The sequence below is a fragment of the Streptomyces panaciradicis genome (genome assembly GCF_023516615.1).
Lineage (GTDB): Bacteria > Actinomycetota > Actinomycetes > Streptomycetales > Streptomycetaceae > Streptomyces > Streptomyces panaciradicis.
The window spans coordinates 1-302 of record NZ_JAMGBF010000362.1; the positions used below are offsets into that span (position 1 = coordinate 1).

Consider the following 302-nt stretch of genomic DNA (forward strand, 5'->3'; position numbering starts at 1 on the left):
ACGGCAACCCCCCGCAGTAACCCAGCGGACCCTCCGCGACACCCTCGCGGAAACCTCTCTCACGGAGACTGAGACCTATGAGCACCCCTGACATCCGCGTCGAGAAGGGCCACGCCGACCCCGAGGAAGTCGCCGCCATCACGGCCGTCCTCCTGGCCCGCGCGGCCGCCCAGCCCGCCACCGAGCCGGCCCACCGCGGCCGCCCGAAGGCCGGCTGGCGCCGCCTGGAGCGCGAGAACGGCTTCCGGGCGCCGCACAGCTGGCGCTGAGCGCAGCTCGCTGCACATGACTGAGGGCCCCTC

The 302-nt window shown here is 73.8% G+C and carries 1 protein-coding gene; it reads left to right on the forward strand.

What is annotated here, in order from left to right:
- Positions 1 to 77 precede the first annotated feature (77 nt).
- Positions 78 to 269 (forward strand): acyl-CoA carboxylase subunit epsilon, encoded by a 192-nt coding sequence (locus tag M8J74_RS44375; protein WP_058922980.1) that lies wholly within the window; start codon positions 78 to 80, stop codon positions 267 to 269.
- Positions 270 to 302: the final 33 nt, after the last annotated feature.